Below are 14155 nucleotides of genomic sequence, written 5' to 3'. Positions count from 1 at the left end.
GTTAGCCCTCCATTTGATAAATTTGATTTTCATCAATAAATACTTGTAGTCGTTTTCCATGTTCTAGGGGCTGATTCTCGTAAAAGCTCCATGCTTTTCCTTCTACTTGAGCCTGTACTAAGTAACGGTCTCCAACAAACGTACTTTTCACAATCTTCGCTTGCTTAGCGATCGTGCCTGGGCGATGTATTCTAGAAACACCTTCAGGGCGCACAATGGATTGTCCATTATGAAACCAATTTACTTTACCAATAAAATCTGCTACATATGGTGTTGCTGGAGCACGATAAATCTCTTCTGGGGAGTCGATTTGTGCAATTCTTCCCGCTTCCATAATGATAATTTGATCAGACATGGTCATTGCTTCTGTTTGATCATGAGTAACAAAAATGGCTTGGCAATCAAGGTCATGGATAAGTTGCATAATTTCATCCTGCATTTGCTCTCGAAGCACTGCATCTAAGGCAGATAATGGCTCATCAAATAAAATCAATTGAGGGCTTGTAGCTAAAGCCCTTGCCAGTGCCACGCGTTGCTGCTGACCGCCTGATAACTCCCCTGGCTTCCGTTTCTCAAACCCTTGCATTTTTACTAATTGCATCACATGCTCTACACGTGCTGGAATGTCTGACTTTGGAATAATCCCCTTTAAACCAAAGGCAATATTTTGAAAAATGGTCATATGGGGCCATAGGGCAAAATCTTGAAAAACCATGGCGATATTGCGTTTATTCGGTTTGACATTTTTACGAGATTCCGAAGAATAAATGACAGTTTCATCAAATCGAATTTCCCCTTTCGTTGGCTGTTCAAGACCTGCAAGCAATTTTAATAAAGTTGTTTTACCACAGCCTGATTGCCCGAGAATCGTAATGAATTGTTGATCCAACTCCACATTAATAGGCCATAAAGCTTGAGATTGCCCATATTTTTTCTCGATATTAGATAATGAGATTTTCATAAGTATCCTCCTCGTTACTAACTACTATAAATTCCGCATATTTAGAAAATATTAATCTACTATTAATAACTCGTTAAAAAAAATCTAATAAACTTAAGTTAATGCAAGATTTTTTCTAATTTACTTTAGGAGGATAAAATGAATAATTTAAAATTACAGGCATTTTGCTTACTCGTTCAATTAAAAAAATTAGCTCCTGTCGCCAAAGAACTTGGCATTACAGCACCAACTGTGTCCTTTCATATTCGCTCAATTGAGGAGGAATATGGTATTCGATTATTTCGCACAAATGCAGGCGGGTACCGCTTAACTGAAGCGGGCGAGGGTGTTTATCATTATGCCCGTCAAATTGTACAGCTCCAAAAGGATATGAATCGCTTTATTGAAAACCTATTAGCTGGGCATATTGGCTCCCTACGACTTGGAGCAAGTGGATTACCCGCACATATTTTCATGCCAGATTTAATCCATCAAGTTTCATTGGCTTATCCAGAAATTCGTATTTCTTTAGAGGTGAAAACAGCTCCTGAAATTGAAAATAAAGTAGCTCTTCAAGAGTTAGATTGTGGGCTCATTATGGAGACTAAACAGGAAAATACCGCCCTTCATTACGAGACAATTGGAGAAGATGCCCTTGTTTTAGCTTTTAGCCCAACACATGAACTCGCATCTAAAGAGAACATTACCAAAGAGGATGTTCTTAAAAATAAACTGTTATTGCATACTTCTTCTAGTTCAACGAATCACTTCATCGAAAAGTGGATGGACCCCTTTCAGCCTTCTACTTATACCATCGAATTGGATTCGGTAAGTACAATAAAAAAAATGCTGACCTTCGGAAAGAACTTGGCTTTCGTTTCCGCTGCCTTAATTGAAGAAGAATTAAAATCGGGTGTACTAATGAAAAAGGATTTACAAGATGTGTCGCTTAGGAGAAAGATTCAATTTATATATCCTAAAACGCGGTTAGATAATGCCATTGATGAGTTTGTCAAAATGTCGATTTACGATGTAGCGCAGCGATTAAAAATGTCTTCAGTTCTGACATAATTCCACAGATAGTCGTAATAAAATGCAATGGGGATATATTTATTAGAAAGGAGGAATGTATTTGCTAATCAAATTGCTGACAAAGGATTGTATCCAAGTTGCAAATTTTGTTCAGTCCTGGCAAGAAGCCATTCGTTTAGCTGCCAACCCATTAATACGTCAAAATAAAATTGAACAACGCTATATCGAAGCAATGATTCAATCCATTGAGCAATATGGTCCTTATGTCGTTATTACACCGAAAGTCGCTATTCCACATGCACGGCCAATAGACGGTGTTCATGCCTTAGCAGTAAGTTTGCTACGTTTACAGCAGCCTGTTTTTTTCAGCCCTAATCAACCTGTCTTTTTAATTATTATTTTAGCTGCGATCGACAATACTTCACATCTACAGGTATTGGCTGATCTAACATTAGTGCTACAACATCCGGATCAGATTGATAGCCTTATTGCTTGTCAGCATGAAGAAGACATAAGAGAGAAGATCCAACAATATACGACAAAGGAGTCAGCAGGATGAAAATATTAGTCGTGTGCGGTAGCGGATTAGGAAGTAGCTTTATTTTAGAATTAAATGTAAAAAAGGCATTAGAGGCTATGGGCAAAGAGGCTGAGGTAACACATACGGATTTAGCATCCGCCAAGGCGGAGATGGCTGATATTTATTTAGGTGCGTCTGATATTGTGAATGAATTAGCGAAAGACAACGCAATCATTGTGAGTATCGTCAACATGATGAATATATCGGAAATTAAGGAAAAGCTGGAACCTTGGCTTTAAGCAAAAAAAATTTGGATAGGATGAGGTGTTGGTATGTTAGATGTTATCATGCATGACATTTTAGGAACACCAGCTATATTAGTCGGCCTATTCGCTTTTATTGGTTTATTCATTCAAAAGAAATCAAGCTCCATTATTCTTTCTGGTACTTTAAAAACAATTATGGGCTTTGTGATCCTTGGGGCAGGAGCAACTGTCCTAATTGGCTCGTTAGATCATTTTAGTAAAATGTTCGATCATGCTTTTCAAGTACAGGGAGTAATTCCTAACAACGAGGCCATCGTAGCAGCTGCTCAAACTAATTTTGGAACAGCCACTGCACTCATTATGGTATTTGGGATGATTATGAACTTATTACTTGCGCGATTTACGCCATTAAAATATATCTTTTTAACTGGACATCATACATTATTCATGGCTTGTTTAATCGCTGCTTCTTTATCTGTTGGTGGAATGAGTGGGACACCTCTTATAATCGTCGGTTCTATTATACTCGGACTTTGTATGGTGGTGTTCCCTGCTATTTTGCAACCAACTGTCCGCCAAATAACAGGCAGTGATGATTTTGCTGTCGGCCACTTTGGTAGTGTTGGTTACTATGTATCTGCTAAAATTGGAAAGCTCGTTGGTAATAAAGCAAAATCAACAGAAGATATTCAGGTACCTAAGTCACTTGGCTTTTTACGAGATACATCTGTCGCTATCTCTTTAACGATGAGTGTATTCTTTGTCATTGTAGCGCTATTCGCAGGGCCTTCCTATATAGAGGCACAATTATCTGGTGGATCTAACTTCATTATTTTCGCCATTATGCAAGCGGTTACATTTGCTGCTGGGGTTTATATCATCTTAGCTGGTGTACGGATGTTAATTGCTGAAATTATTCCAGCCTTTAAAGGCATTGCTGATAAGCTTGTGCCAAATACTAAACCTGCACTCGATTGCCCAACTATTTTCCCATTTGCCCCGAATGCTGTTATCATTGGCTTCCTATTTAGTTTTTTAGCTGGACTTGTTTCAATGTTTATACTGCCTTTCATCGGACTGAAAGTGATTGTTCCAGGGCTAGTTCCCCACTTCTTTACTGGCGCTGCAGCAGGTGTGTTTGGCAATGCTACTGGAGGCAGAATTGGTGCCATGTCAGGTGCCTTTGCTAACGGTTTATTAATTAGCTTTATTCCCGCGGTACTTCTAATCTTTATGGGAGACATCGGTTATGTAGGCACGACATTTGGTGATTCAGACTTTGGTGTTATCGGCATTATTATTATCAATTTATTAAAATTATTTGGAGCTGTTTAAATCTAGATAAAAGCCCTTCGCAAATTGCGTTGGGCTTTTTTGTTATTGTACGTACAAGGAAAAGTGGGAAACTTTAATAAATTTATTATTTGATTAGTCATCTAGCTTTATATTATTAACTTATTATGTATATAGATTTGGATATATATTCTTACAGATTCTACAGAAATTTATTTTATTCGTCGTCTGACATCCGACTAAAAATATTAAATTTTTGCCGATATATACTTTATAACTAGGAAACAACAGGAGGTACATATTTTGAAGAAATTAATGGTGGCTTGTCTTTTGATTGCTCTATTAATAGCCGGCTGTTCATCGTCTCAGACAGAAACATCCACGGAAGGTTATAAGATAGGAGTTTTACTATCGGATGCCGGACTAGGAGATGAATCATTCAACGATTCTGCTTTTAAAGGACTTGAAAAGGCGCGAGATGAACTTGGTATTTTATTTGATTATAAAGAGGCACCAGATGGAAATTATGAGGAAAAGCTACAGGAACTTGTAGAAGAAAAATATGATATTATCATTGGTCTCGGTTTTTCTGTACAAGAGGCACTAGAAAAGACTGCGAAGCAATTCCCTGAGCAACAATTTGTATTGATTGATGGACAGTCAGATGTGAACAACATTATCTCTATTACCTTTAAGGAGCAAGAAGGAAGTTTCTTAGTTGGTATGGTGGCTGCTATGACAAGCAAAACAGGAAAAATCGGCTTTATTGGTGGAGCAGATGCTCCTGTTATCCATCACTTTGAAAATGGTTTTATAGAAGGAGCTCGCTATGTAAACCCAAATATTGAAATTATGAGTGACTATGCAGGTACCTTTGATGATACTCAAGCTGGTGCGGCGATTGCTGATAAATATATCCAAAATCAAGTTGATTTTATTTACCACGCTGCCGGTTTTACAGGATTTGGAGCGATAAAAAAAGCTGAGGAAATGGGAATTTATGCAGCTGGGGTTGATATCGATCAATTTTATATCGCGGAAAAAACAGTCGTCACTTCTATGTTAAAGAATGTTGACCATGCCGTTTTTCAACTCGCAAAAACCTTGGTGGATGAAGGGAAATTAACTGAAAAATCCTTGGCTCTAGGGCTATCCGAGCAAGGTGTAGGACTAGCTGATATCCGTGTAATTACATTAACGTCTGATCAACAAGCCGCTATTGAAAAAGCCCGTGAAGCAATTGTTTCAGGCTCGATAAAAGTTTCTGCAGAAAAGAGGGATAGCCAGTGACACTTCGAAAGAAATTATTTATGAACACATTGATCCCCATCTTGCTGGCAATGGGGATGATCGGTTTTATTATTGTTCAAACATTTTCCATTCAAACAACGGCACAAGACGATACCGCACTATTACTCTCAGTGAAAGAGCTTGAACAAAGCTTAGTAGTTGCTAGCCAATCATTAAATAACTACACCTATTTAGATAGTGAGGCCAATAAAAACGAAGCGCTTGCTATATTACAAGAAACAAAAGTTAATTTAGATGCATTAGCATCTTTGACGAAAATTCCTGAACATCAGAAATTAATCAATAAAATTACGGATAAATTTGCAGCGCTCGAAAAAGCTACAAAAGCAGGCCTGCAAGAGGACAATCGCCCAGAAATCAAAAAGCAATCTCTTCGAATTAAAGGCATTTTAAATGATATGTATTTGCTGAAAAAAGAAACGAATGAATGGTATCAAGAAATGATACAAGTAACAAAGCAAAAAATTGGTTTTATTATTACAACAGCTATCATAGGCAGTGCCCTACTAATCTTAGCAACGATTGTTTATTCCTATGTAGCTGCTAAAAGAATTACCAAACCAATCAACCAAATTGTAGAATGTGCGCAGAGTGCGGCTACTGGGGATCTCACGATAGATACCTCCACCCTTTCCTATCAATCGAATAGTCGTTATGAGATTGATCGATTGACTGAAAGTTTTTCACAAATGATGACGAATTTAAAGAGCACCGTGTTGTCCATCGATCAAATAGGTAAGGATGTTAATTTATTTACACAGGATGTAACAAGCCATATGCAAAATATTAATGAAGGTAGCAATCAAGTAGCAGTATCTACTGACGAATTAGCAAAGGGTAGTTACACGATGTCAGAAGATATTCAATCGGTCGCGATTCTCATGAATAATATGTCGGATCAATTTAGATCCGTTGCTCACACAACAGAACAATCAGCTATACATGGTAAACAGGCATTGGATGCTGTTCAAAATGGGCAATATACATTGGAAAAACAATCTACCATTGCGAAGGATATTCAAGGTGCTTCACTAGCAATTAAAAATGCTGTTACTCAATTTTCACAATTTACAACGGAAATCGAAGGAGCAGCTAATGCTGTTCATACAATTGCCAGTCAAACAAATTTGTTAGCTCTAAATGCGGCTATTGAAGCAGCCCGTGCTGGCGAAGCAGGAAAAGGATTTGCCGTCGTAGCTGATGAGGTTAAAAAGCTTTCTTCTGAAACGGAACATGCAACAAATTTAATTTCTTCGATGGTGACTCATATTCAAGATGGTATAGATCACATCCTAGCTACGGCTGAAAGAGGGCATGAGCTTTCAAATGAGCAAGCACAATCAATGCTAGAAACGGAACATTCATTTGCAGCCATTACTAATCATATTACTGATATCCATCATGATTTACAGCATCTCACTAAGGAAATGATGCAAACAAATGAAATGAGCCAGCAAGTGAATGGTACGATTGAAAATATTTCTGCGATTACAGAAGAAACAGCCGCAGGTACAGAGGAAATTTCAGCCTCAACACAGGAACAACTAGTATCCTTCCAAAAAATAAATACAAAAATCGTCGATCTTCAAAAAATGACAGATACATTAATGAGTGAGCTAAAAAAATTCACATTATAGCTTGTCAAATAAACATGAAAAAATCCAGTGACTAGTTGTTCACTGGATTTCTTCATTTTATAATGTTAAGCCACCATCAACTACTACGATAGACCCTGTCATATAGCTTGCTTTTTCTGATGCTAGGAAAACAACCATTTCTGCTAATTCATCTGGTTTAGCATAACGTCCCATTCTCATATTTGGAATTTCCTCTGGAATATAGCCACCTGTTTCAAACATAGCAGTTACACTGTTTGTTAACGCTGTTTCCACTCCGCCAGGACAAATCGCATTGATACGAATACCTTTTTTCACATACTCTAATGAAGCAGATTTTGTTAAACCAATAACTGCATGTTTGCTTGCAGAATAAACAGCCATACTATACTCGCTACGAACACCAGCAGTTGAAGCGGTATTTATAATAGAGCCGCTTCCTTGTCCTTCCATTACTTTAATCACATATTTTAAGCCAAGAAAAACTCCTTTTACGTTGATTGACATAATACGATCATATTCATTATCAGCAATCTCTGTTAATGGGGAAATTTTTTGAATCACTCCTGCATTATTAAAAAATACATCAATACGACCATATGCTTCAACGGCAGTATCCACATATTTCTTTACATCTTCACTTTTCGAAACATCAGCCTGAACGAAGATTCCTTCTCCGCCTTGTTCTTTCACCAAGTTTAACGTTTCTTCTCCCGTTTCCTTATTGAAATCAACGATCACAACTTTTGCACCGTTGCTAGCAAGCTTTAAACTGCTTGCTCTTCCAATACCGCTTCCTGCACCCGTTACTACGGCAATTTTATTTAAAAGATCCATCTTCCATTCCTCCCTAGTATGTTGAATACATGGTCTATTTTATTGCTACTTCCCCCTTTTTTATTGTATTATTTTACACAAAATAGTACTTTCCTATTGTCTATCCATAAAAATTGAAACTGCTTTCATTTTGATAGCACCAACTGAGGTGTAGAACGTGAAAATATCCACTATCGACCTTCAATACATAAGTCAATTAATTTATGAAACACATCATCTTCCTGTCTCTTATATCCATGCATCGGGAGAAATAATGTTTGAATACGCATCAGCGGAATGTCTCAATCATCCATCCTATCATTCTGTACAGGAACAATTGAAAACATATCCTTACCATAGGTCTTCAACGGACTATCCGATTTTTTTCACTATATCAAATTTAAATTTTTTCTTTATCAATCTCACGATAAACAAACAATATTTAGGAGCTATAATTGTCGGTCCTTCCCTTTCACCACTAATGGAGGAAACCACTTATCAAGAGCACGAGCCGATTCCTACTCTTCATTATCAGCAATGCTTAGCTATTAGTTTATTTGTTTATTATTCCATCTATCAGCGGAAATTAAATAAAACAGCGGTAATTCATTACAACCAAGAACTAAAGCCTCTTATTCGTCATGAGGGACATACAGCGCTTGAACTTTCGAATGCCAGAAGAAATGATATCGTTCATACAAATCTTTACTATGAAAAAATATTATTAGACAATGTGAAAAATGGGCGTATGGAGAAATTAACAGAAGTCTTGAATTATTCCATTGTTGAGCAAGCGGAACTCGGAGTACTTTCAAAACGTAATAATTTAAAAAGTGTACAATATTTGATGATTACAGGGATTGCCCTAATTTGTCGTGCAGCGATTGAAGGGGGATTAAACGAAGAAACAGCCTTTACATTAAGTGATTTTTACATTCAAAAACTAGAGGATCAAAATAGTTTAATCAACATTCTTTCGTTAATGGAGGAAGCTATTTACGACTATACAAGCCGTGTTGCACAAGCCAATACAAGGAAATATTCAGCACCCATCACTACTTGTATTCATTTTATTGAAAATCAATTATACGGGGATATAACACTCGATCAACTTTCAGCTATTTGCCATTTAAGCCCCAATTATCTTTCTTCGTTATTTAAAAAGGAAGTTGGGATTTCCTTTACTGAATATATTCAGCAACAAAGGATTGATGAGGCGAAGAAGCTCTTAACATTTACAAACTATCCAATTTTAGATATCGGCTCTTTACTCAATTTCACAGACCAAAGCTATTTTATTAAAGTTTTTAAGAAATTTACGGGTATTACCCCTAAGCAATATAGAACAAAATATTCTCATAAATAATTCAACAGAGGAGAAAAGTAATAAGTTGGGAGGAACTAGCTTTTATTTTCTCTTTCTTTTTTGACAGTACTAAGAAAAACTTTTATAACATACCTTGTATTAAAACGTAATCATTACACTTTAAGGAGGTATTTGTGGAACGTCTCTCTTTCTCTAAATATGCATTGAATTTTTGGCTCCTCTTCATTCTATTTATTAGCTTTTTATCACTACTCTTGCTCAACATCTCTGCACTGAACAATCTAAGTTCCTCTTTACTCAGTTTGAACACCATTTTTTTAAGTATTTTAATTGAGGCATTACCATTTGTCTTAATGGGGATACTCATTGCTGGCTTTATTCAAATTTTCATTACAGAGGAACATATCCAAAGGTGGATCCCTCGAAACCCTCTGTTGGCTGTTGTTATGAGCTGTCTTATAGGAGCCTTATTTCCAGCCTGTGAATGTGGAATTGTTCCGATTGTTAAGAGATTGATTGCCAAGGGGGTACCTATTTATGCAGCTATGGGATTTATGTTAACTGGCCCACTCATTAATCCAGTCGTTATTCTTTCTACCTATATGGCATTTGGCAATGATTTAAGAATAGCTAGCCTTCGGATGCTAATTGGCTTTGTCATTGCCATTGTAGTCGCATTACTCATCAGCTTGTTTTTTAAAGGCTCACAATTTAAACGTTCCTTACAGCCCTATTCATTGACAACTACTAATCAACAAACATCCTTCGTCACAAAACTAATGACTATGTTTAAACATGCCATTGATGAATTTTTTGATGTGGGCAAATACTTCATTATTGGGGCGTTTTTAGCTGCCTTTGTGCAAACCTATGTATCTACCAAAGCACTCGTCGAAATTGGAGATGGTGTATCCTCCTCAATTTTGGTCATGATGGGCTTAGCCTTCATTTTATCTCTTTGTTCGGAGGCCGATGCCTTTATTGGCGCATCCTTTAGCGCAGTTTTCTCTACACCATCCATTCTTGCATTTCTTATTTTCGGCCCGATGATTGACTTGAAAAATACTATCATGTTGATGAGCGTATTTCGCTTAAAATTTGTCTTCTCGTTAATCGCCTTAGTGGCTATAGTTGTCTACATTAGTATATGGATTCTTTCAGCGTATCTCTAAGGGGGTAAACTATGAAATTTCACGTGCAACAAGCACTAAGAGCCTTAATGCTCCTCGCTTTTTCTGCTATGATAGCCAATCTGCATTGGACCGGAGAACTAACAAAATTCATCAACCCTAAATATGAAGGCCTTAGTCAAACAGCTGCCGCTTTATTTTTTATACTTTTTCTTGTGCAATTAACAACAGTTATATCTTTCTCAAAGACTTCCCAGCCATGTCATCCAATTGGACAAGCTTGCTGCTCTAATCACGACCATGTTCACGCTCCTTCTACACGAAAAAAATGGCTAGCCTATCTTATTATCATAACCCCCATCATGACGGGCTTCTTCGTACCAGCAAAAATTTTAGATACTGCCATTGCTGATAAAAAGGGCGGTGCTTTTATGATCACTCAGCAAAATCAATCATCTAAAATAGAGGATTACCTGACTTCTAATGAAATGATCGATGAAAATATTTACGATGAGCATGATGCTGACCCCCGACTTCTGGAGGAAAAACAGGAGATGACGAAAAAACAATATGAACAATTAAAGCAACGGCTCTCACAACAGCCTATGCTGAAAATGACCGATGAGGACTATACCATTTACTATGAAGAAATCAATCAAAATTTGTCTAATTATGTAGGGAAGAAAATTCAAATAAAGGGCTTTGTTTTAAAAGAGGAAAGCTTTACAGAGCAGCAACTAGTTATTTCAAGATTTCTTATTACCCATTGTGTCGCTGATGCAAGTATCGTAGGCTTTCTAACAGAATTTCCTGAGGCACCTACGCTCACAGAAGATACATGGCTTGAAGTAGTCGGTACCATTGGTCAAACAACATATGAGGGGGCAAGCTTACCTGTCATCCATATTGATAATTGGGTAACAATTGAACAACCCGAATCACCCTATCTTTATCCTATTAATGTTCGGATGAGCTTCTAGCAAAAAAAGGGCAAAACTATCTGTTTGCCCTTTTTCGTTTATTTATTAGATAATTGCACGTTTAAGCCTAAATGGGAACTTAATGTACTACCTTCATATTCAGCTCGGAATAACCCACGCTCTATTAACAGAGGGATAACATCGCTAAAGAATAAATCCAAAGATTTCGCAGGACCACCTGGAACAGCAATAAAGCCATCCAATGCCCCCTCCTCATAAAAAGTAACGATTTGATCGACAATATGCTGTGGTGTGCCGATTGCTACAAGATGTGCTGAACCAATTACTTCTGGACGAGCAAGCAGTACTTCAACAGATGGTTCATTTTCCATGATGTAACGACGAACAAGATCAGCATGTGTTCGACTGCGTACTTTTTGATTCTCGGGTGGTAACATATCCACTGTTACAGGATCATGTAGTGCCATATGTCGAACATTCAAACCAATGACTGACTCTAAAGCATCGTAACGACGCTCCAGGGTTAAATGTGCGTGTGCATGATGGTACATGTCTAATGCTTCTTCATATGTATCTCCAATAAAGAAATAGAGTCCTGGTAATAAGCGTATATCATCTGCTGTACGTCCCACGTTAACAGCTCTTTTCCGTAAATCATTGCGCATCTCAATACCAACCTCCATAGCTGGTGTCGCCGCAAAAATGGCATTGGATACGGTTGCTGCAAATTGTCGCCCCACGTCTGATGCTCCTGCTTGAAATAATGGAATTTCTCCTGCCGGATGCATCGGTATATTTAACGGCCCCTTTATATGGAAAAACTCCCCCTCATGATTGATTGGCTTCATAAGTTCTTTTATTTTCTCTATATTGCCATCTGTTTCTAACATTTCATAAGGATTACTATGCCATAGCTGCTTCACAACCTTAGTACATTCAGCCGCTTTTGCATAACGCTCCTCTGAGGAAGGCATAGGCTCGTTACTAAAATTATAGGCACCATCAATGGAGGTCACGATATTCCATCCTACACGTCCCCCACTAATCCAATTCAAGGATTGTAATTGTCGGGCAATCAAATAGGGTGGTATAAAGGATGTAGAAATGGTAGTTACTAAACCTATTTGCTTCGTTTCTCTTGCCACTGCTGTCAATAAAAAGCTTGGGTCTAACCCAACTGTACCTTTTGTTTTAGCCATTAATTCTGGATGAGCCATTAAGTAATCTGCTTTAAATAAAAAATCTAATTTAGCCGCCTCAGCACGCTTCGCGAATGCAATATGCTCATCAATCAACACATCTTTCTCACCATGTTTGTTTTGCACAGCTAGATGCATGCCAATAATGAGATGTCTTTTCATGAATACTCTACTCCTTTTTAAATGAAAATGATTATCATTTTCATCATACTCATTCATTTTAAAGATTGCAATGCCATTTGCCATAAAAAAAGGTGCCACAGTTGAATGGGCACCTAAACGTTATTACTTTAAACACTTCCTATAAAGGAATAGATAGATATTATCATGATAAAAGATATAATCGAAGGCAGTGGTATCCTTAAAAAGCTTGACCTCTTTATTAACGGCTAGCCTATGGATCATGAGCTTTGATAGTATGGATGGTTTCTCCTGCAAATACTAGTTATAAATAAGCATTTACGATGTGGAGAAATTAAATAGGCTTTGCAAAAATTTGTTTTTCAATAGGGTCCCAAAGAACAATTCCTACATCTTGTTGCTGATCGATGATCCGTATTGTAATGGGAATATAATCAATTACTATCCTATTTAAATTGGTACTTATCAGCTGTAATAGACCAATCAACTCTGGTTCATTTATAAGTGGAGCGTTCACCTCTATTTGAATGTCTGTTAATTTGCCTTCTTCATATCGTAGCTTGCCAAATATTTTTAGGTTTAAATGTTTAAATCCTTCCTGAATGTCTCCTTTGAAAAGCAATAATTTAGTATACATATTTTGGTCTAAACTATATAAAGCTTCCGAGGGGAATATATAAAATTTCTTATCTATTTCAGCCCATTTTGTAATGGTAGCTTCCCCCTGAGGAATAAACGTTTCTGCTAAAAATACCCCTGGAATAATATCATTTATATTCGATTCCTGAAATAACGTAAGGTAAATAGGAACATTTGGTATTTTTACATTTTCCCTAATATCTTTAACTATCTTTTCAGCTACTTTTTTACCAAAGTTTTTGACATCATTGATTTCATCATCGTTTTGGTCTACTTTCACTTGCCCAGTGTAAATTAAACCTTTATCATCAGTTACTCGTATGTCATAATATTCATTTAACGAAATTGCGATCGACATGCCTTCTATTTTACTAGTTTCTTTAGTAATAAAATTTTGTTCCAATACATGGGAAAGGATTAAGGGATACTTTTTTTCATCCTCTAAAACGTTATCGGTTTTGTTTTCGATAGCAGGGTTTAAACCCATATCATCATTTGTTTTTCTACTTAGCCATTGACTAATCATTTTATCACTTACATATTGACCTTCCTGCATATAAAACTTCTCAGTCGAAAATTGATTGACTGATAAATCCATTAAGCCTCTTTCTATTTCATTCATATTTAATGCATTATTCATATTCTTGATTAGGGCGCCTCTAGCAATATTAAATTTAACAGGTTGTTGAGTTTCATATGTTTCCTTTTTTTGAATAGACGATATATACTTTTTCTCATTGTTCGTGCCCCTCTCCATCTCACTATTACAAGCACTTAAAAGTAATAGGGGCGCCACCAAAAATAACATTCGTTTTCTTATTTTCATCACGATTACTCCTCGATCATTATGCAGCATTTAAAATTCCTTAATTAACCATATCAAATTTACCAAAATAAAACATTAATAACTTGAAAATTCCACCATTTTTATCCCATTTGTTGATGCAATGTCACCCAATCAAAAAAAGACCTATGTCCGTAAAG

General features: G+C 36.9%; 13 protein-coding genes. 9 read left to right on the top strand and 4 right to left on the bottom strand.

Annotated elements, in window-relative coordinates; genetic code table 11:
• Position 1: 1 nt before the first annotated feature.
• The gene (locus tag B3D94_RS14635) at positions 2-961 is read right to left on the bottom strand and encodes an ABC transporter ATP-binding protein (RefSeq protein WP_291757958.1); all 960 of its coding nucleotides are present in this window, start codon (positions 959-961) and stop codon (positions 2-4) included.
• Between the two features lie 138 nt (positions 962-1099).
• Between B3D94_RS14635 and B3D94_RS14630 the strand changes: the two genes are divergently transcribed.
• The 6 genes from B3D94_RS14630 (at position 1100) to B3D94_RS14605 (ending at position 6999) form a co-directional block, all read left to right on the top strand.
• Positions 1100-2011: a LysR family transcriptional regulator gene (locus tag B3D94_RS14630; protein WP_291757956.1), complete on the top strand. Its 912-nt coding sequence runs from the start codon at positions 1100-1102 to the stop codon at positions 2009-2011.
• 55 nt (positions 2012-2066) lie between these two features.
• Complete coding sequence (locus tag B3D94_RS14625) at positions 2067-2531, top strand: PTS sugar transporter subunit IIA (protein WP_291757954.1); 465 nt, start codon at positions 2067-2069, stop codon at positions 2529-2531.
• A complete protein-coding gene (locus B3D94_RS14620; RefSeq protein ID WP_069480620.1) occupies positions 2528-2791 on the top strand; it encodes a PTS sugar transporter subunit IIB in 264 nt (87 codons plus the stop codon). Before B3D94_RS14625 ends, B3D94_RS14620 begins: the two co-directional genes overlap by 4 nt.
• A 33-nt stretch (positions 2792-2824) precedes the next feature.
• Complete coding sequence (locus tag B3D94_RS14615; protein ID WP_291757951.1) at positions 2825-4093, top strand: PTS ascorbate transporter subunit IIC; 1269 nt, start codon at positions 2825-2827, stop codon at positions 4091-4093.
• 261 nt (positions 4094-4354) lie between these two features.
• A complete protein-coding gene (locus B3D94_RS14610; RefSeq protein ID WP_291757949.1) occupies positions 4355-5341 on the top strand; it encodes a BMP family lipoprotein in 987 nt (328 codons plus the stop codon).
• A complete protein-coding gene (locus B3D94_RS14605; protein WP_069480617.1) occupies positions 5338-6999 on the top strand; it encodes a methyl-accepting chemotaxis protein in 1662 nt (553 codons plus the stop codon). Before B3D94_RS14610 ends, B3D94_RS14605 begins: the two co-directional genes overlap by 4 nt.
• A gap of 57 nt (positions 7000-7056) precedes the next feature.
• Here the strand turns inward: B3D94_RS14605 and B3D94_RS14600 are convergent, their stop codons facing one another.
• On the bottom strand, positions 7057-7815 hold the full coding sequence (locus B3D94_RS14600; RefSeq protein ID WP_291757946.1) for an SDR family NAD(P)-dependent oxidoreductase: 759 nt from the start codon (positions 7813-7815) through the stop codon (positions 7057-7059).
• A 157-nt stretch (positions 7816-7972) separates the two neighbouring features.
• Here B3D94_RS14600 and B3D94_RS14595 point away from each other — a divergent pair, with 157 nt between their 5' ends.
• The 3 genes from B3D94_RS14595 to B3D94_RS14585 all read left to right on the top strand — a co-directional run bounded on the left by B3D94_RS14595 (position 7973) and on the right by B3D94_RS14585 (position 11231).
• Entirely contained in the window at positions 7973-9160 is a 1188-nt protein-coding gene (locus B3D94_RS14595; RefSeq protein ID WP_291757944.1) for an AraC family transcriptional regulator, read from the top strand.
• A gap of 134 nt (positions 9161-9294) precedes the next feature.
• Positions 9295-10293: a permease gene (locus B3D94_RS14590; RefSeq protein WP_291757942.1), complete on the top strand. Its 999-nt coding sequence runs from the start codon at positions 9295-9297 to the stop codon at positions 10291-10293.
• A gap of 11 nt (positions 10294-10304) precedes the next feature.
• Entirely contained in the window at positions 10305-11231 is a 927-nt protein-coding gene (locus B3D94_RS14585) for a TIGR03943 family putative permease subunit (protein WP_291757940.1), read from the top strand.
• Positions 11232-11269: 38 nt separating this feature from the next.
• Here the strand turns inward: B3D94_RS14585 and B3D94_RS14580 are convergent, their stop codons facing one another.
• Positions 11270-12553: an NtaA/DmoA family FMN-dependent monooxygenase gene (locus B3D94_RS14580; RefSeq protein WP_414673991.1), complete on the bottom strand. Its 1284-nt coding sequence runs from the start codon at positions 12551-12553 to the stop codon at positions 11270-11272.
• Between the two features lie 313 nt (positions 12554-12866).
• Positions 12867-13997, bottom strand: a complete 1131-nt coding sequence (locus B3D94_RS14575) for a CamS family sex pheromone protein (protein WP_083244624.1) — start codon at positions 13995-13997, stop codon at positions 12867-12869.
• Positions 13998-14155: the final 158 nt, after the last annotated feature.

Origin of the sequence: Lysinibacillus sp. UBA5990 (assembly GCF_002429815.1) — a bacterium.
Taxonomy (GTDB): Bacteria; Bacillota; Bacilli; order Bacillales_A; family Planococcaceae; genus Lysinibacillus; species Lysinibacillus fusiformis.
This window is presented reverse-complemented; position numbering and strand designations above follow the sequence as displayed.

Coding starts and splice junctions, on each gene's coding strand:
- B3D94_RS14635 (WP_291757958.1), bottom strand. CDS start 961: ATGAAAATCTCATTATCTAATATCGAGAAAAAATATGGGCAATCTCAA.
- B3D94_RS14630 (WP_291757956.1), top strand. CDS start 1,100: ATGAATAATTTAAAATTACAGGCATTTTGCTTACTCGTTCAATTAAAA.
- B3D94_RS14625 (WP_291757954.1), top strand. CDS start 2,067: ATGTATTTGCTAATCAAATTGCTGACAAAGGATTGTATCCAAGTTGCA.
- B3D94_RS14620 (WP_069480620.1), top strand. CDS start 2,528: ATGAAAATATTAGTCGTGTGCGGTAGCGGATTAGGAAGTAGCTTTATT.
- B3D94_RS14615 (WP_291757951.1), top strand. CDS start 2,825: ATGTTAGATGTTATCATGCATGACATTTTAGGAACACCAGCTATATTA.
- B3D94_RS14600 (WP_291757946.1), bottom strand. CDS start 7,815: ATGGATCTTTTAAATAAAATTGCCGTAGTAACGGGTGCAGGAAGCGGT.
- B3D94_RS14585 (WP_291757940.1), top strand. CDS start 10,305: ATGAAATTTCACGTGCAACAAGCACTAAGAGCCTTAATGCTCCTCGCT.
- B3D94_RS14580 (WP_414673991.1), bottom strand. CDS start 12,553: ATGAAAAGACATCTCATTATTGGCATGCATCTAGCTGTGCAAAACAAA.
- B3D94_RS14575 (WP_083244624.1), bottom strand. CDS start 13,997: ATGAAAATAAGAAAACGAATGTTATTTTTGGTGGCGCCCCTATTACTT.